This window comes from Rhizobium sp. AN68 (genome assembly GCF_030758035.1).
GTDB classification, from domain to species: Bacteria; Pseudomonadota; Alphaproteobacteria; order Rhizobiales; family Rhizobiaceae; genus Agrobacterium; species Agrobacterium tumefaciens.
In genome coordinates, this window is the sequence record NZ_JARWMI010000002.1 from 463,164 (window position 1) to 482,472 (window position 19,309).

Sequence of the window (19,309 nt, forward strand, 5' to 3'; positions counted from 1 at the left end):
CGTCAAGGCACGCATTTCCGCTGTCGGACAGGTTTCCCCTTCCGAAACATGGCAGAAACAAGCGGACATTCAGTCTCCCTAACCCGCGCGACTTGCGGTCTTCCTTTGATCGAGCGAATCATTTTTTGAATCAGATCAACTACGCCAGTTTGAAAGATGATTTCCAGTATGAACAGCGCAAAGCGTGGTTTTTACTGACAGACGAAACAAAAACGGAGCACGACAGGCGTGCTCCGTTAAATAAGCAACAGATGGCTGGAGTAAATCTCTGCCGAGATCGAACGGGAAAATCCCGTTCTGCCTACTGCTTTGAAAACCGCCCGAAGGCTCCGCCTGAAAAGCACAGGGGATCGCCATCGCGGTGGGCGGCACGCAGCACTTCGCCGACGATGATGGTGTGATCGCCCGCATCATGGGCTGCCGCCTGCCGGCATTCGAAACGGGCGAGCGTGCCCGGAATGACCGGAACGCCCTCGTCGTTGATTTCCCAGTCAAGATCGTCAAATGCGCGGCCGCTGCGGGTGAAGCGGGCGCTCAGCACGTCCTGATCTGCGCTCAGCACATGGATGGCGAAATGCGTTGCGCCGCTGAAGGCCGGATAGCGCGATGAATTTTTGGCAGGCGACCACAGCACCAGCGGCGGATCGAGCGATACCGACGCGAAGCTGTTGACCGTCATACCGATCGGCCCTTCGGGCGTCGTTGCCGTCACCACCGTCACGCCGGTGGTGAAAGCGCCGAGCGCATTGCGAAAGCTGCGGCTGTTTTCGCCGCCGGGAACAAATACGTGCTCATTGGGCATTTTGATCGCTTCTGCGACTGTCATCACGGCACCTCGCTTCCAATTGCAAGTGTGTAAAGCTCAAACCATGTCTGGCGGTCGATGGTGACGCGCAGGGCATCGGCCGCCGTTTTTATGCGCTGAATATTGTTGGTGCCGAGCACGGGCACGATCTTTGCCGGATGCCGCAGCAGCCAGGCGATGGCAACGGCAGTGGCATCGACACCCTGCTCGTTGCCGATGCGCTGCAGGGCAGCCATGGTTCCACCATGCGCACCGGAAAACAGCGAACCGCCGCCAAGCGGCGACCATGCCATTGGTGAAACGCGCTTTTCCTGCAGGAAGGCCAGATCGCCATTGGTGAAGCTATCGGTAGCAAGCAAGCTCATTTCGATCTGGTTCGTAACCAGCCTATTGCTCATAGCCGATTGCAGCAGGGAGAAATCCCAAGGGCGAAAATTGGAAACGCCCACGGCCTTGACCTTGCCGGACGCTACCAGTGCATCGAGCGCCTTGCCGGTTTCTTCGGGATCGATCAGCGGATCGGGCCGGTGGATCAGCAACAGATCGACATGATCTGTGCCCATGTCACGCAAGGAGGCCTCGACTGAAGCGTTGATATGGCCAGCCGTGGTATCGTAATGCTTGACACGGGCGGCTGAGTGACGCCCGGCTGGCGCCACGATGCCGCATTTCGTCACGATCTCGATCTTGTCGCGAAGGGATGGAGCTGCCTTGAGGCCGGCACCCAGAATGGCTTCCGCCGTGTATCCACCGTATATATCAGCCTGATCCATGGTGGTGATGCCCTGCGCCAGGCAGGCTTCGATCTTTGCCTGTACATGGGAAGGCGAAGTATCAGCATCGTCGCCGATGCGCCACATGCCGTAAACGATGCGGCTAAGTTCCAGGTTTTCAGAAAGAGCGATACGTTCCATCAGTGGCGTTCCCCGTTGCCCAGCGGCGTGGCAGGTGTTTCAGAAGGCACCCGGCCGTATGCATGCGGCAGGGAGCAGGTTTTCATTTGCGGCAGGACCTTGGTTCCGAAGTGTTCAGCCTCGTCGAGATGCGGATAACCCGAGAGGATGAAGGCGCGAATACCCATTTTCTGGTATTCCTCCAGCGCCGAAAGGACCTTGTCGGTGGAGCCGACGAGCGCTGCACCACAGCCGGAGCGCGCCCGGCCGATGCCGGTCCACAGGTTGGGTTCGACATAACCGAACTTGTCGGCCAGTTCCCGGGCCCGCGCCTGATGCGACACACCGAGTGAGCCGCTGTCGTGGGCGCGGTTGCGGATTAGCTGGCCATATTCGTCGTCGAGCTTCGAAACCAGATGCTCGGCATATTCACGCGCTTCCTGTTCGGTATCGCGCACGACCATGTGGACTCGCAGGCCGTAATCCAGCGTGCGGCCATGGGCTGCGGCACGCTCATGGGCAGCGCGCATGCGGTCTGCGAGCTGGTCTTTCGTTTCGGGCCACATCAGATACACGTCGCATTGCGCGCCGCACAGCTCCAGCGCATCCGGCGAATAACCGCCGAAATAGAGCAGCGGACCGCCGTTCTGCTGGTACGGACGTGCAGGCTCGGTGGAGACACCCTTGAATTGGTATATCTCGCCGTCATGGTCAATCGTGTCACGGGTCCAGGCCTGGCGCAAAATCTGCACGACTTCATGGCTGCGTTTGTAGCGAAACGCGCTGTCAGCCACCTCGCCGGGAAAATCGGAGCTGATGACGTTGAGCGTCAGGCGGCCCTTCAGCATGTGATCGAGCGTCGCCACCGTACGCGCCAGCATGATCGGCTGCATTTCGCCGCAACGGATTGCAGCAAGGAAATTGATGCGGTCACTGATCGGAGCGCAACCTGCCACGAAGCTCAACGTGTCCTGGCCGACCTGATAGGAAGAGGGGCAGAGAATGTTACGAAAACCGAGTTCCTCGGCCTTTTTGACGATATCCGAGCAATGTTCGAAGCTGGAGCGCAGGCTACCATCCGGCACGCCCAGATAGGCGTAATCATCGGAACAAAGGGCAGAAAACCAGGAGACCTCGGCAGCATCGAGATCAGCGGATGTAACGGGTACGACGGTCATGCAATTCCTCCTCAAGGCCGCTCTCGTTTTTCTTGCATAACATCAAGAAATATGTAAATCAATGATGTATCAATTTTTGTTTTGCGGAGGGGATGGCATCATGAAACACACGGGCGGCAGCCTGCCTATGTATTTGCAGATCGCCGAAATGCTGGTGCGCGAAGTCGCTGCGGGCCGTCTGACAGATGGTGAAAAGCTTGCTCCCGAAAGGGATATGGCAGCCGATCTCGGCATTGCGGTCGGCACGCTTCGCAAGGCGCTTGCGGAGTTGCAGGAGCGTGGACTGCTGGAGCGTGTGCAGGGTTCCGGCAATTATATCCGCGCGGTCAGCGATCCCCAGAGCGTTTATGCCTTCTTCCGGCTAGAGATGATCGAGGGCGGTGGCCTGCCAACGGCGGAGGTGCTGGATGTTGCGCGCCTTGCCAAGCCATCCACCCTGCCCGCCTTTGGCACATCGCCGGAAGGCCACCGCATCCGCCGCCTGAGGCGTATCGCGGGGAAACCAGCGGCAATCGAGGAGATCTGGCTAGACGGTTCCTATGTCGACACGATTACCATCGAGAACCTGTCGGAATCGCTCTATCTCTATTATCGCACCCGCCTCAATCTCTGGATATCGAAGGCAGAAGACCGCATCGACCTCGGGGAAGTGCCAGAATGGGCGCCTGCACAATTCGGCCAGAAACCCGGCGCGTCGGTGCCGCGGGTCCTTCGCCTGAGCCAGGGTCAGGACGGAGCCGTAGCTGAAGTCTCATGGACATGGTTCGACCACACCGTCGCACGGTACGTTTCACGCATACGTTGAAAACGCACGAAATTCGCGTGATCCACATGGACAGAGAAAATTGACCACAGGCAAGGAAGCCGCGACCTGCCACGCCGGGGTTTTCGTTGAAATATTTCTACAAATCAAAGCTTTGCCGGTTTTTGATTTCTGTCAGAAATAAAATTGATACACTATTGATTTCCTTTTGACGAAAGGTAATATCACGGGCCTAGGGAGACAGGCGTTTGGCCGTCCCACGATATCGCCGGACGATCGGGATGATTTTTTCGAAAAGCGATGCGTGGATTTGAAGGTTGATGCCGGGTTTGCGTTCATCCGATTTTGGACGCCCCGGACGTGAGGAGGAAAAGATGGCTTCAGTCAGCCTGCGCAAGCTGGACAAGAGTTACGGTTCCCTGCGCATCGTCAAGGGTATCGACCTTGAAATCAACGATGGTGAATTCGTGGTTTTCGTCGGCCCCTCCGGCTGCGGAAAATCCACGACGTTGCGCATGGTCGCCGGGCTGGAAAGCATCAGCGGCGGTGAGGTGATGATCGGCGACCGCGTTGTCAACAAACTGCCGCCGCGCGAGCGTGACATCGCCATGGTGTTTCAGGACTACGCGCTTTACCCGCACAAGACTGTGCGTGAAAACATGGGTTTCAGCCTGAAGGTACGTGGTGTAAGCGCCTCGCAGGCCAATGCCAGCATTGATGAGGCAGCGAATATGCTGGGCATCAGCCATCTGCTGGACCGTCGTCCGGGCCAGCTTTCCGGCGGCCAGCGCCAGCGCGTGGCCATGGGTCGCGCCATCGTGCGCCGCCCGCAGGTGTTTCTGTTCGACGAGCCGCTTTCCAACCTCGACGCAAAACTGCGCGGACAGGTTCGCACGGAAATCAAGCGCCTGCACCAGCAGCTCGGCACCACCATCATCTACGTTACGCATGATCAGGTGGAGGCGATGACGCTGGCTGACCGCATCGTCATTCTGCGCGGCGGCGATATCGAGCAGGTGGGCACGCCGGACGAGGTCTATAACCGTCCGGAAAGCGTGTTCGTCGGCGGTTTCGTCGGTGCGCCTGCCATGAATTTCGCTCGCGCCAGAGTGACCGGCGACAGGCTGACATTTACGGACGGCAACTCTCTTCCACTGGCAGCAATCAGACCGTCCCGTGAAACGGCGCTCGATGGACGGGAGGTCATCGTCGGCATTCGCCCTGAACATTTCGGTCCCGCCGGGGGATTTGACACACAGCTCTCCGTCAAGGTGCAGGTGGTGGAGCCTTTGGGGTCGGATACGCTGGTGCATTTCACCCTCGGTGATGCGGCGCTGACGGCGAGAATGCCGCCAGAGATGAAACCGGCTCCGAATGAGGAACTGAAGATCGGCCTCGACCCATCGAAGGTGCACCTGTTCGACGTGACGACGGAACGCTCCATTCAGTGACAGGATCGGGCCGCCACCGGCCCGGCTTCAAGATTTCAATAACGGGAGGAAAACATGAAATTCAAAGCCCTTACGGGAGCGGCGCTCTGCGCAACGATGCTCAGCTTTTCGGGACAGGCCTTTGCCGACGCCGAACTCAAAATCTTCGTTTCCAGCCAGCATCAACCCGATGTGTGGCGCAAGGCGCTCGATCAATATGAGGCGAAGACGCCGGGCGTGAAAGTCGTGATCGAGACCGGCGGTAACACCTCCGAAATGCAGGCGCAATATCTCAACACCGTCATGTCTGCCAAGGATTCAAGCCTCGACGTGCTGATGCTCGATGTCATCCGTCCCGCACAGTTCGCAACCGCTGGCTGGACCAGCGATTTCTCCGGCAAAGACTTGTCCGCCTACCTGCCGACCTATGCAGAAGCAAACACCGTGAACGGCAAGATCGTGGCGCTGCCGGCGTTCGCCGATTCCATGTTCCTTTACTATCGCAAGGACTTGCTGGACAAATACGGCATCCAGCCGCCGACCACCTGGGATGAGCTGAAGGAAGCCTCAAAAAAGGTGATGGAGGGCGAAAAGAACCCCGAACTTCAGGGCCTCTCCTTCCAGGGTAAGGCCATCGAAGGTGCGGTATGCACGTTCCTGCTGCCCTACTGGAGCGAAGGCAAGTCGCTGGTTCAAAACGGCAAGCTGAATTTCGACAATCAGGCGGCCGTGGATTTGCTGAAGCTCTGGAAGAGCTTCGTCGACGAAGGCATTTCCAAGAAGAACATTTCCGAAGTGGCGACCGACGACACGCGCAAGGAATTCCAGGCGGGCAAGGTTCTCTTCGCCGTCAACTGGTCCTACGCCTGGACCCATTTTCAGGGCAAGGAATCCCAAGTGAACGACAAGGTTGGCGTCGCCCGGTTGCCGGCCGTCAAGGGCGGAGAGCAGACGACGTGCCTCGGCGGCTGGGAATTCGGCGTTTCCGCCTATTCCAAGCAGCAGGACGAAGCCAAGAAACTGGTGGAATATCTGTCCAGCCAGGATGTTTCGAAGTTCATGGCCATCAATGCCGCGCTGCTGCCCACCTATGCCTCGCTCTACAAGGATGCTGATGTGACCAAGTCCATCCCTTGGTTTGCGGATGCTCTTCCGGTTGTTGAAACGGCAAAGGCCCGTCCGGTCACACCGCGTTACAACGAGGTCAGCGAAACGATCCGCACCACCGTCAATGGCGTGCTTGCGGGCGTGATGTCGCCGGAAGACGGCGCAAAGCAGATGGAAAGCCGTCTGCGCCGCGTATTGCGCTAAGCCCTGTGGCCGGGGACGGCATGCAGGACATGCCGTTGCCGGCCCGTTTGGCCGAACCAGTGAAAATCGCCTGAACGGCGCGATAAACGGGCCGGGACTTAACCGGTCTGATCGGGAGACGATGACGTGAATTCAGTTGCGGGAGTGGCAGACGTGACGATGCCGGAGAGAACAATGGTCAGGGTGGACGAGAAACCGCAGCCGCGCTGGACGCGGTGGCTCGATCTCGGTGACCGGTCGCTTGCCGTGCTTTTGCTGGCGCCTGCAGCCATTCTTCTTTCGCTTATCATCGTCTATCCGGTGGCGCGTCTCGTATACACCTCGTTTTTCAGCCTTTCGCTGACATCGGGCCTGCCGGCGGAATTCATCGGCTTTGAAAACTACACGGCGATGCTCGATGACCCGATTTTCTGGGAAACGACCTGGAATACGGTGCTGATAACGCTGATAACGGTGCCTGGAGCGCTGTTCATGGGCCTGGGCCTTGCGCTCCTCGCCAACCTGCCGTTTTCGATGCAATGGCCGATGCGCCTGTCACTGCTCATCCCCTGGGCGCTGCCTCTGTCGTTCGCCGGCCTCATCTTCGCGTGGTTTTTCCACTACGAATACGGCGTGGTCAACGATGTGCTGAACCGGCTGGGCTTTGAAGGCATCATCTGGTTCAACTCGCCGAACTGGGCCTTCGCAGCCATCTGCCTGACGATCATCTGGAAGACCTCCTCCTTCATGGCACTGATGATCCTTGCAGGGCTGCAAACCATTCCGCGCTCGCTCTATGAAGCCGCCGATGTGGATGGCGCCGGCAAGCTCAGGCAGTTCTTCGAGATCACGCTGCCGCTCCTAAAGCCGTCGATCGTCGTTGCTCTCATCTTCCGTACGATTACGGCGCTGCAGACTTTTGATATTCCATACATGATGACCGGCGGCGGCCCCGGCACATCAACCACGACGCTCGCCATGTACATTCACCAGAACACTGTTTCCTTCCTCGATCTCGGTTACGGTTCGGCACTGGCGGTCATGATGTTTGCGCTCTCCATGTGCGTCACTGCCGTTTATCTCCGCATTATCAGGACGAAGGACTGATCCCATGAGCACCGTTGCGACCTCCTCCGGTCTGTCCTCCTTCTTCTCCGGCAAGCCGCTGCGCTTCATTGCGGCCTCCATATTGCTGGTCAACGGCCTGTTTCCGGCAATATGGATCCTGTTCACCTCGCTGAAAACTGAAGCGGAACTGACTGTGAAACCGATCACATGGTTTCCGCATGCGCCGACGCTTGCCAATTACATGCAGGCCTTTTCCGACCAGCCGTTGCACCTCTTCCTGTTCAACAGCTTCATGGTCGCGCTGCTTTCCACCGCACTCACAATTCTGATTTCGGTGCTGGCAGCCTATGCGCTGGCGCGGCTCGATCTCAAGTACCGGGCGCTGATCCTCTCGCTCATCATCGCCGTTTCCACATTCCCGCTGGTAACGCTGCTGGTGCCTCTGTTCGAGATCATGCGTGCGCTCAACCTGCTCAATAGCTGGACCGCTCTTATACTGCCTTACACCGTGCTCTCCCTGCCGGTCTGCACGCTGATGCTGGTGTCCTTCTTCGAAAGCATCCCGCGCGATCTGGAAAACGCCGCCATGATTGATGGCTGCACCCGTATCGGCGCGCTGTTCAAGGTTGTCGTGCCGCTATGCGCGCCAGGCGTCTTCACCGCCGGCATTCTCGCTTTCGTGAACGCCTGGGACGAATTCCTGCTGGCGCTTTCCTTCAATTCCAATCCGGCACTGCGCACGCTGCCGGTCGGCATCCAGCTTTACCAGGGTGAGTTCGCTTTCCCGTGGCCCGTCATCTCGGCGGCGCTGGTGGTCGGCATCGTCCCGGTTGCGATCCTGATCGTCATCTTTCAGGAACGCGTCGTCTCCGGTCTCACCGCCGGCGGTCTCAAGGGTTAAACAGGTACAGTCATGCAATTCGAAAAGACCAGAGACGGCTTCACGCTTGCGATTGGCAGCCACACCATTCTTTCTCATTCGCCTGAGAACCCGGCTTTCTTCGCCGGTTTCGGCAAGGAGCGGATGGATATGTATCGCGGCAATTTCGATATCGAGGACTATGTCATCGAACGAACTGCGCTCCGCCACGCCGAAGTCAGTGGCGACAGCGTTACGCTGTCTTCCGCACCCGGGCAGGCCGCACGCCTTCATCTGGCCCTGGATGGAAATGCCATCAGGGTCACGGCGCTGGATGAAACCATCAATCGGCTGTGGCTGCGGATCATCGCAGATGAGGACGAACATGTCTGGGGCGGTGGCGAACAGATGTCCTATTTCGACATGCGCGGCCGCCGCTTTCCGCTCTGGACCTCCGAACCCGGTGTCGGCCGCGACAAGACCGCTGAAATCACCTTCAAGGCTGACGTCAGCGGCAAGGCGGGTGGCGATTATTACAACACCAATTACCCGCAGCCGACCTATCTGTCGTCGCGCAAATATGCGCTGCATGTGGAAACCAGCGCCTATTCGGTCTTCGATTTCCGCAACGAAGATTTCCATGAAGTCGAGATATGGGCGATCCCCGAGAGGATCGAGTTTTTCACCGGCGATCGTTTCACCGATATCGTTTCCGCCCTCTCGCTGCGGTTCGGACGCCAGCCGGAACTGCCGGAGTGGGTCTATGGCGGCGCGATCATCGGGTTAAAGGATGGCGCCAACTCCTTTGCCCGGCTGGAAAAAATCCGCGCTGCCGGAACCAAGGTCTCCGGCCTGTGGTGCGAGGGCTGGGTGGGGCTTCGCCAGACATCATTCGGCGCCCGGCTCTTCTGGGACTGGCAGGCCAATGAGGCGCGTTATCCGCATTTGCGTCAGAAGATCGCGGAGCTTGCCGATCAGGGCATTCGTTTTCTGGGATACGTGAACCCCTATCTCTGCGTCGACGGCCCGCTTTTTCCGGAGGCGGAGGCGGCCGGTTATTTCGCCACCGGCGCGGACGGCAAGACGGCGCTCGTGGATTTCGGCGAGTTCGATTGTGGCGTGGTCGATTTCACCAATCCGGCCGCAGCCGAGTGGTTTGCCGAAGAGATCATCGGCAAGAATATGCTGGATTTCGGCCTTTCCGGCTGGATGGCCGATTTCGGCGAATATCTGCCGATCGACATCACGCTATCGAACGGCATCGACGCCAAGCTGATGCACAATGCCTGGCCGACGCTCTGGGCAGAGGTCAACGCCAAGGCTGTTGAAAGCCGTGGCAAAACCGGCGAAGCGCTGTTCTTCATGCGGGCGGGCTTTACCGGTGTGCAAGCCCACTGCCCGCTGCTGTGGGGCGGCGACCAGTCCGTCGATTTTTCCCGCCATGACGGTCTCGTCACCGTCATATGCGGTGCGCTGTCCTCCGGTCTTCTCGGCAATGCCTATCACCATTCCGATATTGGCGGTTATACCAGCCTGTTCGGCAATGTCAGAACCCCGGAACTCATCATGCGCTGGACGGAGATGGCAGCCTTTACTCCTGTCATGCGAACCCATGAGGGCAATCGCCCGCGCGACAATCTCCAGATCGATCAGGACGAGACCGTTCTTGGCCATTTTGCCCGCATGACGGCAATCTATGTCGCACTCGCCCCCTATCTGAAATCGCTTTCCACTGAAGCGGCCGAAAACGGCCTGCCGGTACAGCGCCCGCTTTTCCTGCATCATGAGAACGACCGGCAGACCTATGCCATTCAGGACAGCTATCTCTATGGGGCCGACATGCTGGTCGCACCAGTGTGGAAGGCGGGGGAGACGCAGCGCACGCTTTACCTTCCGGGCGATGGGGAATGGATGCATCTTTGGAATGGCGCGCGGTATTTTGGCGGGCACGAGATCACCGTGGAGGCTCCGATAGGCCAGCCGGCTGTGTTCTACCGCGCTGAAACGCCCTTTACTGCGTTATTTGAACAGCTTCGCAATATCGCTTGAAGCATCACCTTCCGGCCATTTCAAAAAACGCCGCAAATATTGCGGCGTTCAACCGATGCTCTAACAGGCCTCGCTAAACGGCCATCAGCCCGTCAGGCGTGGTGATGTAATGGCTTTCTTGAACAGCACCGTCATCGCGTCACTGATGCCCTGGGAGGGGCTGACTTCGAAATACAGGCCCGGGGAAGCGCAGCTCTGCATGCGTGAGCCGATTTCCGCCTGAAAGGGCTTGATCCAGCTATTATACCAGTCATTCGTCGGCAGCGGCAGATAGGTGGTATAAAGCACCGCGATACGAAAACCCTTTTCCTTCAGTTTCGTACAGTCTTTGATGTCGATCGGCTCCTGACAGCGGCCTCCCGTCAGTTTTTTCGTACAGGAGGACGGCTTGTAACTGTCGCCCACCCCGTCTGAAACAAAGAAAATAACCTTATCCGGGTTCGCCGAGCTTGCGCCCGTGCCCGAACTGCCGACCTTATCTCCAATCTGGATCAGTGCCCGGTCGAAATCTGTTTGCTGGTCGTTGTTGTATCCCTGATAGGGGATTGACATAAGGTTGATTTCACCAGCTTTTTTCTTTGCTGCGTCCAGATCCGATGTCAGCGAAACGACCTCAAGCAGCTTGGTATCTTCCGCCCGTTCCCCGAAGGTATAGACGGCCATGCGATATTGATTGCTGCTTTTGCGCGTGGACTTTGCCGTGTCCATCAGGCTGGCGGTTGCCTTGGCAACCACGTCGATACGCGTCGTAACCCCGAGTTTCTTGGCCTTGAAGTAATAGCTGTTCGGGTCTGCCACGCCGTCCTTCACGATGTGGCAGGCAAAAGCGCATTTATCGCCAGTGTTCGCAACCAGGGTGGCAACATCCGTGGGTGTCGCGCCCACTCCCATGGAGGGCGTATTATCAAGCAGAAGATAGAAATCGCTGAAGGTTTCCGTTTCGTATTTGGCCGTGGCCGTGCCGGCAACCGAAACGAAATCCTTCCCCAGAAGCCCTGAGAGGGTCGTGCTGACCGACGCCTTGAAGCTGACGGACGACTCGACCACATTGCCGTGCTTGATCACCGAGACATCGACAGAGGTAATGGTGTAGTCCGCGTCGCCGCGCTGATTGCCATCGAAGAATGCCCGGGCTTCTTCATTGCCGACGGGAATGACACCGTCCCCCGACATCTTCTTTGCCGCCTGAACACTTGCGGACATATCGGCGACTGCCGCCAGAGCCGCGGAATCCGCCGCCTGCTGCAGATCGGCTTTGACCGACATGCCGCGCGTAATATCGAGCGCCACACCGGCAGCCCCGCACAGAGGCACCATGAGCAGCGCGGTCAGAATGCCAAAATTTCCAGATTTCTCTCGCCAGAAGTTTTTCAAGTTCGCCCCCAACCAATCTGGGAGCTGAAGCTAATACAGCGGAATTGAAAAGCGGTTTCAATAAATAACTAATTTTTGATAAACTTAATATAATCGACAACTAATATGTTCGCGGCAAATTCGCCAATATTCTCGTTAACTTTCAACGTTGACATTACTTCAAAACCCTCCTAGCAAAACAGTCTCTTCCGAGGGGAGCACCTGACGGTGCTGAGATGGCGATGAGCCGGACCCTTGAACCTGATCCGGGTCATGCCGGCGTAGGAACGGAAACTGTAGCGCGTTTGCGGTACTGCCCTTTCTCTTCTCCGCTTTGCCCGGATCTCCGTGATCGCCACAGCTGGAGACCGAACGATGATGATGAAACATCCTTCCCTTCGTATACGGTACGGCTGCGTCTGAGCCCCGGCCGATGCGTGCCTCCCATGCGCTGAAGGGCGTCGTTCTTATTCTGATTGTCTGGCAGCTGGGCATCTGGCTGCTTGCACCGCCCCGCTACATCCTGCCCTCGCCGGCCGATGTTGCCGCAGCACTCCTGCGCCAGCCAGCCTTCCTGTTCGGACAGGCCATGGTGACATCAGGTGAAATGGCTGTCGGGCTTGCGGCTGGCATTGCCGCCGGCATTCTCGTTGCCTTTACGATTGCCGCCGTCCCGCGTTTTGGCCGCCTCGTCTGGCCCATGGTTCTCGTGTTGCAGGCATTTCCGGTCTTCGTGCTGGCCCCCATTCTCGTACTCTGGTTCGGTTTCGGCATGGCCTCGAAAGTTGTCATGACGGCGATCATCATCTTTTTCCCCGTCGCTTCAGCCTTCACCGACGGCCTCAATCGCACGGATCGGACAATCCTCGATGCCGCCTCGCTGACAGAGGCGAGCCACTGGCAAATCCTCACCCGGCTGCGTGTGCCGCTGGCGCTTCCCTCACTCATTTCCGGGCTGAGGGTCGCAGCTCCGCTCGCCCCGCTCGGCGCGGTCATTGGCGAATGGGTGGGCGCCTCCGCCGGGCTCGGTTTTGTCATGATCCAGTCCAATGCCCGCATGCAGACCGACACAATGTTCGCCGCCATGACCATTCTCGCCCTCATGGCGGTGCTGCTGCGGCTTGTCGTCGACCGGGCAACGGCCAACCTCGCCCCCTGGGCCAAAGAAACAGACCATCTCATTCCTTTCAAACATTTGCGGAGACTTTCGGCACCATGAAACGAACTCTTCTTTCCCTCGTCGTCGCGGCAGCAAGCGTGCTTTCGCCTGTGCAATCGCAGGCGGCCGACAAGCTTACCGTGTTGCTGGAATGGTTCGTGAACCCGGACCATGCCCCGATGGTGATTGCCAAGGAACGCGGCCTTTTCGCCGATGCAGGGCTGGAGGTCGAGTTGATCCCGCCCGCAGACCCATCCGCCGTACCGCGTCTGGTCTCGGCAAAGCAGGCCGATATCGGTGTACACTACCAGCCGAACCTCTATCTCGACCACGATGCAGGGCTGCCGCTCGTCCGTTTCGGCACGCTGGTCGAAACGCCGCTGAACACCGTCACCGTTCTGGCCGACGGGCCGATCAAGAGCCTGAAGGACCTGAAAGGCAAGAAGGTCGGCTTCTCGGTTTCCGGTTTCGAGGATGCGATGCTGAAGCGCATGCTGGAGAAGGAGGGACTGACAAAGGACGATGTTGAACTGGTCAACGTCAATTTCTCACTCTCGCCATCCCTGATCGCCGGCAAGGTCGATGCCACGCTTGGCGGCTTCCGTAATTTCGAACTGACGCAGATGAAGCTTGAAGGCCACGAAGGCCGCTCGTTCTTCCCCGAGGAACATGGCGTGCCCGCCTATGACGAGCTCATCTTCGTCACCCATCGTGATCTCGTGAAAGATAGCCGCCTGCCGCGTTTTCTCTCGGCCGTTGAGCAGGCTGCTATTTTCATCACCAACCACCCGCAAGAATCCTGGCAGCTTTTCATCAAGGCCTATCCGAACCTTGACGACGGGCTGAACAAGCAGGCGTTTTTCGATACGCTGCCGCGTTTCGCCAAACGTCCAGCCGCACTCGATCGCACCCGCTACACACGCTTCGGCACCTTCATGCAGGACATGCAACTGATCAAGCGGGCGCCGGCGGCGGAAGACATTGCCGTGGAGTTGCAATAACCATGGCAAACAGTTTTCCGACTGCGGCGAAGGCCGCAGAGATCCTCGAAAGGGTAAGGCAGACGCGCCCGCGCGTGCATTGCCTGATGAACACCGTGGTACAGAAATTCACCGCGGACGGCATTACCGTTGTCGGCGGCATACCCTCGATGACAACCTCACTCGAAGAAATCGGTGCTTTCGTCACGAAAGCCGATGCGGTAACGATCAATCTCGGCACGCTCGACGCCGACCGGCGAAAAGTCATTCGATTTGCCGTCGAGATCGCCCGCGCGGCTGGCAAGCCGTGGATTCTGGACCCCGTGCATTGCGACTATTCGCCATCGCGACTGGCGTTCGCGCGTGACCTGATCTCGCTTGGACCCACCATCGTGCGCGGCAACAGCGCTGAGATGAGCCTGATCGGTGCTGTTCCGAACGCCATCAGGATAGAGACCGGACCTGTCGATAACCTGCGCGACGCCACAAGGAGTGTCAGAATCGTCAACGGTCACCCGTGGATGGCGAAGGTGACAGGCACGGGTTGCCTATCGGGTGGGGTCATCGCCGCCTTCATGGCGGTGGAAAAAGACGCACTGACGGCCGCCGCCGCCGCCCTCGCCATCACGGGTGTCGCAGCCGAACTGGCAGCGAAAAACGCCAAAGGCCCCGGCACATTCGAGCCGGCATTTCTCGATGTGCTTTCAGAAATTTCCGGCGAAGACATAATAAACGATGCGAGGATTGAGCATGAACAAGGTTGATTACCGTCTCAACGCGTTGGTCGATGCGAGCCTCGGCGATGTTGCGCCCTTGGGCGAGCTTGCTCTGGCGGCCGCACTCAACGGCGCGACCATTCTCCAATATCGCGACAAACACGCCTCCACGCGGGAGATGATCGAAAACGCCAGCGCAATTCGCGAAGCCATTGCCGGCACGGGCGTGCCGCTGGTCATCAACGACCGGGTGGATGTGGCGCTCGCCTCTGGCGCGGACGGGGTGCATCTCGGCGCCGATGATATGGATGCCAAAACCGCCAGACGCATCCTTGGAGATAAGGCGATCATCGGCCTCACCGTCAAGAACCGCGCCGATGCCGAGCGGGCGGCCTCCATGCCCGCCGATTACGCCTGCATTGGTGGCGTGTTCGAAACCGTTTCCAAGGTCAATCCAGACAAGCCTGTCGGCCTCGACGGCTTTACGACGCTCCGCACTCTGCTCCGCGAATTGCGGCCGGGCATGCCGGTGGGCGCCATCGCCGGTATCGATCTTGCCCGCGTGCCGAACGTCATCGCCGCCGGTGCGGATGGTGTCGCCGTCATTTCTGCAATCTTCCGCGCAAACGATATTGCCAGCACAACCAGGGACTTCCGCGCGGCAGTCGATGCAGCGCTGAAAGCGAGACAGCCATGACAGCAATCGCATTGACCATCGCCGGCTCAGACAGCGGCGGCGGCGCGGGCATTCAGGCCGACATCAAGACTTTTTCGGCACTCGGCGCCTATGCCGCCAGCGTCATCACCGCCATCACCGCCCAGAACACCAAAGGTGTGACGGCAGTGGAGGATATTTCCGTCGCCACCATCGTCGCGCAGATGGACGCTGTTTTTTCCGATCTTGCCGTCAATGCGGTGAAGATCGGCATGGTATCGCGGATCGAAACCATCGCGGCCATAGCTGCAAGGCTTCGGCAGCAGCCCCAGCCGGTGGTGCTCGACCCCGTGATGGTTGCGACCTCCGGCGACCGTCTGTTGCATGCGGATGCGATCGAGACATTACGGCGCGACCTGCTGCCGCTCGCCACCATCGTCACGCCGAACCTGCCTGAAGCAGCGCTTCTCACCGGCTTGCCTATTGCAGACACCGAGGCGGAGATCACCCGTCAGGCCGAGATGATCCTAAAGGTGGGCGCGAAAGCCGTGCTCATCAAGGGCGGCCATGGCGACGGGCCGCAGAGTACGGATTATCTGTTTGCAGACGGCACCGTGCAGGCGCTTTCCGCTACGCGAGTTGACACGAAAAACGACCATGGGACCGGCTGCACGCTGGCGGCGGCGATTACGGCTCATTTGGCCAAGAGTTGTGAATTGCGTGAGGCGGTTGGTCTTGCGAAGGACTATCTGAATGGGGCGCTTAACGCTGGTCGGGGGCTTGCCGTCGGGAACGGTCGGGGACCGGTGCATCATTTTTATCGGTGGTGGGAGTGAAGGTTAGAGTGGAGCGTAGGGCTTACCCCCCTCTGTCCTGCCGGACATTTCCCCCTCAAGGGGGAGATCGACAAGTGGCCTGCCCCGGGCGTTTTAGTTGGCGGACGAGATCGCGATACCGACGTTAATGGGGACCGAGGCGAAAACCTCACCCGATCTCCCCCCTTGAGGGGAAGATGTCCGGCAGGACAGAGGGGGGTGAGCCCCACGCTCTGCGCATCCGCCTTCACCGCGCCTTCGGCGTCGCCAGCACATTCCTGATCGCAAAACTCGAATGAATCCGCGAAACACCCGGCAGCTTCGACAGAATCTCCTTATGGATGCGCTCGAAATCGCCCGCACTTTCCGCCTCACATCGCAGGAAATAATCCGACCCGCCCGTCATCAGGTAACATTCGCGGATTTCTGGATAACGCCGCACCGCGTTCTCAAACCTGTTGAGAAAATCCTCCGTCTGGCGGTCGAGCGTGATCTGCACGATGACCGAGATCACCTCGCCGCCGGCAAGGCCGCTGGTCAGCGCCGTATAGCCCCGGATGATACCCTCCCGTTCCAGAATATCGACCCGGCGAAGGCAGGCAGAGGCCGAAAGGCCGACTTCCGCAGCAAGTTTCGCATTGCTGATGCGGGCATTGAGCCGGAGCAGGCGAATGATGTGGCGGTCGGTCGCGTCGAGTGACGACATAGAAAATTCCAATATGACAATGAAAGTTGCGTATATTGCATTTTTATCGCATCTTATTCGAACAATAGCCAAGAAATTCGACAATCGTTGCAATACTCTCATGTGATAAAAATGAGGGTGAACGACCATGGACATGCAGATCAGCCGCCAGCAGGCAGCGGGTGGTGCAAGCGGCCATCTGACCATCGATCTTGGCGCATTGCGCGATAATTATCTCGCGCTTGCGGCAATGGCACCCACATCGCAGACGGCAGCGGTCGTCAAGGCTGACGCATACGGCCTCGGCGCGGATATCGTCTCGCAGGTGCTGTTTGAAGCGGGCTGCCGGAATTTCTTCGTCGCCCATATCGATGAAGCGCTGGCGCTCCGGCTGCGTCTTTCAGCGGAAGCGCGGATTTTCGTCCTCAACGGGCTTCAGCCCGGTAACGAAACCTCCTGCGCAGCCATGGCCGTCACACCGGTTCTGAATTCGCTCGAGCAGATCGCCCAATGGGCGACCCACGCCAAAAATCTTGGCAAGACATTACCCGCCGCAGTGCAGATCGATACCGGCATGTGCCGTCTCGGCCTCTCTCCCGAGGAGCTTGAAGTCCTCGCCTCCCGGCCGCAACTGCTTGATGGTATCGACATCGCCTTCGTGATGAGCCACCTCGCCTGCGCCGACGAGCCGGATCACCTCTCCAATGCCGCCCAACTCTCTGTGATGCGAAAAGCCGCTGCAGCTTTTCCTGATGTATCCGTCTGTTTTTCCAATTCCGGCGGCATCTTTCTGGGCAACGACTATCACAACTCCCTGCTACGCCCCGGCATTGCGCTTTATGGCGGCGCGCCCTCCGTTACCCGTCCCAACCCGATGAAACCGGTCGTCCGGCTTAATGTCGCCGTTATTCAGACCCGCGAAGTTCCCGCCGGATCGCTGGTCGGTTATGGTGGCTCTTTCGAAGCGGCCGGGCCGACGCGGCTTGCGACGATCGCGGCTGGTTATGCCGATGGCCTGCCGCGATCGCTCAGCAATCGCGGTGCGGCATGGTACAATGGCGTTCGCCTGCCCATTGCTGGTCGAGTTTCAATGGACAGCATCATTCTCGACATATCCGCCCTGCCCTTGGGAACATTGACGCAAGGCAGCTTCGTGCAGATGATCGGGCCTGACCAGACGCTGGAAGACATTGCCGAGGATGCGGGCACGATCGCCTATGAAATCCTGACCGGCCTCGGACGCCGTTACCGCCGCAATTATATTCAGCCGGGCGAAACCCCGGCCGTCGCTTCAACATCTGTCAGCCATAAGTGAGACGATCATGAACGTCACTATCCTCGGAGCCGGCGTCGTCGGCGTGACCTCCGCCTGGTATCTGGCCAAAGCCGGACACAAGGTGACGGTGATCGACCGCCAGCCGGCGGCAGCACTTGAAACCAGCTTTGCCAATGCCGGCGAGGTTTCCCCCGGCTATTCCTCGCCATGGGCCGCGCCCGGCATTCCGATGAAGGCCATGAAATGGCTGTTCATGAAACATGCCCCGCTCATCATCCGCCCGACCGCCGATCCGGCGGCGTGGCGCTGGATGAGCCAGATGCTGCGCAATTGCACATCGGCGCGTTATGCCATCAACAAGAGCCGCATGGTGCGCATTGCCGAATATAGCCGCGATTGCCTAATGGCGCTGCGCGACGAAACCGGGATAGAATACGACCAGCGCATGCAGGGCACACTGGAGGTTTTCCGCACCCAGAAGCAGTTCGACGCCATCGGCAAGGATGTGGACGTGCTGACGGCAGGTGGCGTGCCTTTCGAAATTCTCGACCGCGACGGCTGCGCCGCCATCGAGCCCGGCCTTTCTCCTTCCAGGGAAAAGATCGTCGGCGGACTGCGCCTGCCCGGTGATGAAACCGGCGACTGCTTCATGTTCACCACCGAACTTGCGCGCATGGCTGAAGAGGCGGGAGTCACCTTCATCTACGATACCGGCATCATGCGCCCCATCGTCGAGGCAGGCCGTATCAAGGCCGTGGAGACCACCAAGGGGCTGGTGGAAGCCGATATTTTCGTCGCCGCACTGGGCAGCTATTCCCCGCAATTCGTCCGCCAGCTCGGCCTTACCCTGCCGGTTTACCCGGTCAAGGGCTACTCCATCACGGTTCCGATCGTGAAGGAAGAACGCGCGCCCGTTTCGACCGTGATGGACGAAACGTTCAAGGTGGCGATCACCCGGCTCGGCTCGCGCATCCGCGCCGGTGGCATGGCGGAAATCGCCGGTTTCAGCAAGGATCTGCCCGCAGCAAGACAGGAAACTCTGGCCCATTCGGTGGAAGACCTGTTCGGCGGCGCAGGTGACCAGAGCCAGGCGAAATTCTGGTGCGGCCTGCGCCCGATGACGCCGGATGGTACGCCTGTCATCGGCGCCACCCGCTACAGCAATCTTTATCTCAACACCGGCCACGGTACGCTTGGCTGGACCATGTCCTGCGGCTCGGCCCGTGTGCTTGCCGATCTCATCAGCGGGAACAAGCCCGAGATAGACACGCACGATCTGGCACTCAGCCGTTACGCAGCCTGAAGTGCGACAGGGCGGCGCTTATCCCCGTCTTA

The 19,309-nt window shown here is 59.0% G+C and carries 18 protein-coding genes and 1 riboswitch; of the genes, 13 read left to right on the plus strand and 5 right to left on the minus strand.

Features of this window, described 5'->3' with window-relative positions; all coding sequences use genetic code 11:
- Positions 1-301 precede the first annotated feature (301 nt).
- Genes RBH71_RS05560 through RBH71_RS05570 form a run of 3 tightly spaced genes read right to left on the minus strand, consistent with a single transcriptional unit; the run spans position 302 to position 2,876 of the window.
- Complete coding sequence (locus RBH71_RS05560) at positions 302-826, minus strand: flavin reductase family protein (RefSeq protein ID WP_038494015.1); 525 nt, start codon at positions 824-826, stop codon at positions 302-304.
- Entirely contained in the window at positions 826-1,719 is an 894-nt protein-coding gene (locus RBH71_RS05565) for an aldo/keto reductase (protein ID WP_019564643.1), read from the minus strand. The genes RBH71_RS05560 and RBH71_RS05565 overlap by 1 nt, the downstream gene beginning before the upstream one ends.
- Positions 1,719-2,876 carry an LLM class flavin-dependent oxidoreductase gene (locus RBH71_RS05570; RefSeq protein ID WP_003510817.1) on the minus strand — a complete coding sequence of 386 codons (1,158 nt, stop codon included), beginning with the start codon at positions 2,874-2,876 and terminating at the stop codon, positions 1,719-1,721. Before RBH71_RS05570 ends, RBH71_RS05565 begins: the two co-directional genes overlap by 1 nt.
- A 100-nt stretch (positions 2,877-2,976) precedes the next feature.
- Here RBH71_RS05570 and RBH71_RS05575 point away from each other — a divergent pair, with 100 nt between their 5' ends.
- The 6 genes from RBH71_RS05575 (at position 2,977) to RBH71_RS05600 (ending at position 10,335) form a co-directional block, all read left to right on the plus strand.
- Positions 2,977-3,681, plus strand: coding sequence for a GntR family transcriptional regulator (locus RBH71_RS05575; protein ID WP_003510818.1), 705 nt, complete (start codon positions 2,977-2,979; stop codon positions 3,679-3,681).
- 332 nt (positions 3,682-4,013) lie between these two features.
- Positions 4,014-5,090 (plus strand): ABC transporter ATP-binding protein, encoded by a 1,077-nt coding sequence (locus RBH71_RS05580; protein WP_038495792.1) that lies wholly within the window; start codon positions 4,014-4,016, stop codon positions 5,088-5,090.
- A 54-nt stretch (positions 5,091-5,144) separates the two neighbouring features.
- On the plus strand, positions 5,145-6,380 hold the full coding sequence (locus RBH71_RS05585) for an ABC transporter substrate-binding protein (protein WP_323687197.1): 1,236 nt from the start codon (positions 5,145-5,147) through the stop codon (positions 6,378-6,380).
- A gap of 174 nt (positions 6,381-6,554) precedes the next feature.
- Positions 6,555-7,466: a carbohydrate ABC transporter permease gene (locus RBH71_RS05590; protein WP_003510821.1), complete on the plus strand. Its 912-nt coding sequence runs from the start codon at positions 6,555-6,557 to the stop codon at positions 7,464-7,466.
- Between the two features lie 4 nt (positions 7,467-7,470).
- Positions 7,471-8,328 carry a carbohydrate ABC transporter permease gene (locus RBH71_RS05595; protein ID WP_003500737.1) on the plus strand — a complete coding sequence of 286 codons (858 nt, stop codon included), beginning with the start codon at positions 7,471-7,473 and terminating at the stop codon, positions 8,326-8,328.
- A 12-nt stretch (positions 8,329-8,340) separates the two neighbouring features.
- Positions 8,341-10,335 (plus strand): alpha-glucosidase, encoded by a 1,995-nt coding sequence (locus RBH71_RS05600; protein WP_323687198.1) that lies wholly within the window; start codon positions 8,341-8,343, stop codon positions 10,333-10,335.
- An 84-nt stretch (positions 10,336-10,419) separates the two neighbouring features.
- Here RBH71_RS05600 and RBH71_RS05605 read toward each other — a convergent pair whose 3' ends face one another.
- On the minus strand, positions 10,420-11,709 hold the full coding sequence (locus tag RBH71_RS05605; RefSeq protein WP_038494024.1) for a TadE/TadG family type IV pilus assembly protein: 1,290 nt from the start codon (positions 11,707-11,709) through the stop codon (positions 10,420-10,422).
- A 181-nt stretch (positions 11,710-11,890) separates the two neighbouring features.
- A riboswitch (TPP riboswitch) is annotated at positions 11,891-11,993 on the plus strand.
- 128 nt (positions 11,994-12,121) lie between these two features.
- On the opposite strand from RBH71_RS05605, the gene RBH71_RS05610 reads away from it, so the two are divergent.
- From RBH71_RS05610 to thiD, 5 genes are read left to right on the plus strand one after another with little or no spacing between them, the layout of a single operon-like run.
- On the plus strand, positions 12,122-12,907 hold the full coding sequence (locus RBH71_RS05610; protein ID WP_038494027.1) for an ABC transporter permease: 786 nt from the start codon (positions 12,122-12,124) through the stop codon (positions 12,905-12,907).
- On the plus strand, positions 12,904-13,848 hold the full coding sequence (locus RBH71_RS05615) for an ABC transporter substrate-binding protein (protein WP_038494029.1): 945 nt from the start codon (positions 12,904-12,906) through the stop codon (positions 13,846-13,848). The genes RBH71_RS05610 and RBH71_RS05615 overlap by 4 nt, the downstream gene beginning before the upstream one ends.
- Positions 13,849-13,850: 2 nt before the next feature.
- The gene (locus tag RBH71_RS05620) at positions 13,851-14,591 is read left to right on the plus strand and encodes a hydroxyethylthiazole kinase (RefSeq protein ID WP_038494032.1); all 741 of its coding nucleotides are present in this window, start codon (positions 13,851-13,853) and stop codon (positions 14,589-14,591) included.
- Complete coding sequence (gene thiE / locus RBH71_RS05625) at positions 14,578-15,240, plus strand: thiamine phosphate synthase (protein WP_038494035.1); 663 nt, start codon at positions 14,578-14,580, stop codon at positions 15,238-15,240. The genes RBH71_RS05620 and thiE overlap by 14 nt, the downstream gene beginning before the upstream one ends.
- Positions 15,237-16,034: a bifunctional hydroxymethylpyrimidine kinase/phosphomethylpyrimidine kinase gene (gene thiD, locus RBH71_RS05630; protein WP_038494038.1), complete on the plus strand. Its 798-nt coding sequence runs from the start codon at positions 15,237-15,239 to the stop codon at positions 16,032-16,034. The genes thiE and thiD overlap by 4 nt, the downstream gene beginning before the upstream one ends.
- A 226-nt stretch (positions 16,035-16,260) precedes the next feature.
- Here the strand turns inward: thiD and RBH71_RS05635 are convergent, their stop codons facing one another.
- Positions 16,261-16,719 carry an Lrp/AsnC family transcriptional regulator gene (locus RBH71_RS05635; protein ID WP_003500727.1) on the minus strand — a complete coding sequence of 153 codons (459 nt, stop codon included), beginning with the start codon at positions 16,717-16,719 and terminating at the stop codon, positions 16,261-16,263.
- 127 nt (positions 16,720-16,846) lie between these two features.
- Between RBH71_RS05635 and alr the strand changes: the two genes are divergently transcribed.
- Positions 16,847-18,013 (plus strand): alanine racemase, encoded by a 1,167-nt coding sequence (gene alr, locus RBH71_RS05640; protein WP_038494041.1) that lies wholly within the window; start codon positions 16,847-16,849, stop codon positions 18,011-18,013.
- Between the two features lie 7 nt (positions 18,014-18,020).
- Positions 18,021-19,277 carry a D-amino acid dehydrogenase gene (locus RBH71_RS05645; RefSeq protein WP_003510835.1) on the plus strand — a complete coding sequence of 419 codons (1,257 nt, stop codon included), beginning with the start codon at positions 18,021-18,023 and terminating at the stop codon, positions 19,275-19,277.
- Positions 19,278-19,309 lie beyond the last annotated feature (32 nt).